The following is a 625-nucleotide window of genomic DNA, read 5'->3' as shown; positions in this document are numbered from 1 at the left end:
TGTTGCTGTCCCACAACCCCTTCTACCGAGGTAGAAGGTTTAGGCTGTTCCCTTTTCGCTCGCCGCTACTGGGGGAATCGCTTTTGCTTTCTTTTCCTCTAGCTACTAAGATGTTTCAGTTCGCTAGGTTCGCTCGTTCTCGCCTATATATTCAGCGAGTCGTTCTTTTAGGTTGCCCTATTCGGACACCTCCGGATCGATGCTTGTTTCCAGCTCCCCGGAGCGTTTCGCCGGTTACTGCGTCCTTCTTCGCCTCTGCGTGGCCAGGGATCCGCCGTTAGCTCTTTGTAGCTTGACCTCTCTTTTTTGGCTTTTTGGATTTGTCTGTTCTCGTTTCTGAATAAAAATCCAGAAACTTTATTGACTCCTCTGTTTGTACGCTTTCCTCTGAGAATTTCCTTTTGGGATTTAATCTCTTTGGATGCGTACCACCTTTACGTCTTTCTTCTATGCAGTTTTCAAGGTTCTGGTCTGGACTTTTTAGTCCAGCATTCTCTCTTGCAGAATTTTTTTGAATTCTCTTTGAATTCTCCCAAGAGCCGATGCTGTCTTTATTTATCCTCGAAAAAAAAGCACGGTAATGAGATTTTTACTTCTTATTGCCTTAATTTTACTTTTTTCTCGT

Annotated in this window: 1 rRNA gene; it reads right to left on the bottom strand. The window is 44.0% G+C overall.

The annotated features are described in order from the left end of the window. A 23S ribosomal RNA gene (locus JUI58_RS00715) occupies positions 1-298 on the bottom strand; the annotation flags it as partial. Positions 299-625 lie beyond the last annotated feature (327 nt).

The organism is Spirulina sp. CCY15215 (genome assembly GCF_016888125.1).
In the GTDB taxonomy this organism is placed as follows: Bacteria; Cyanobacteriota; Cyanobacteriia; order Cyanobacteriales; family Spirulinaceae; genus CCY15215.
This window is presented reverse-complemented; position numbering and strand designations above follow the sequence as displayed.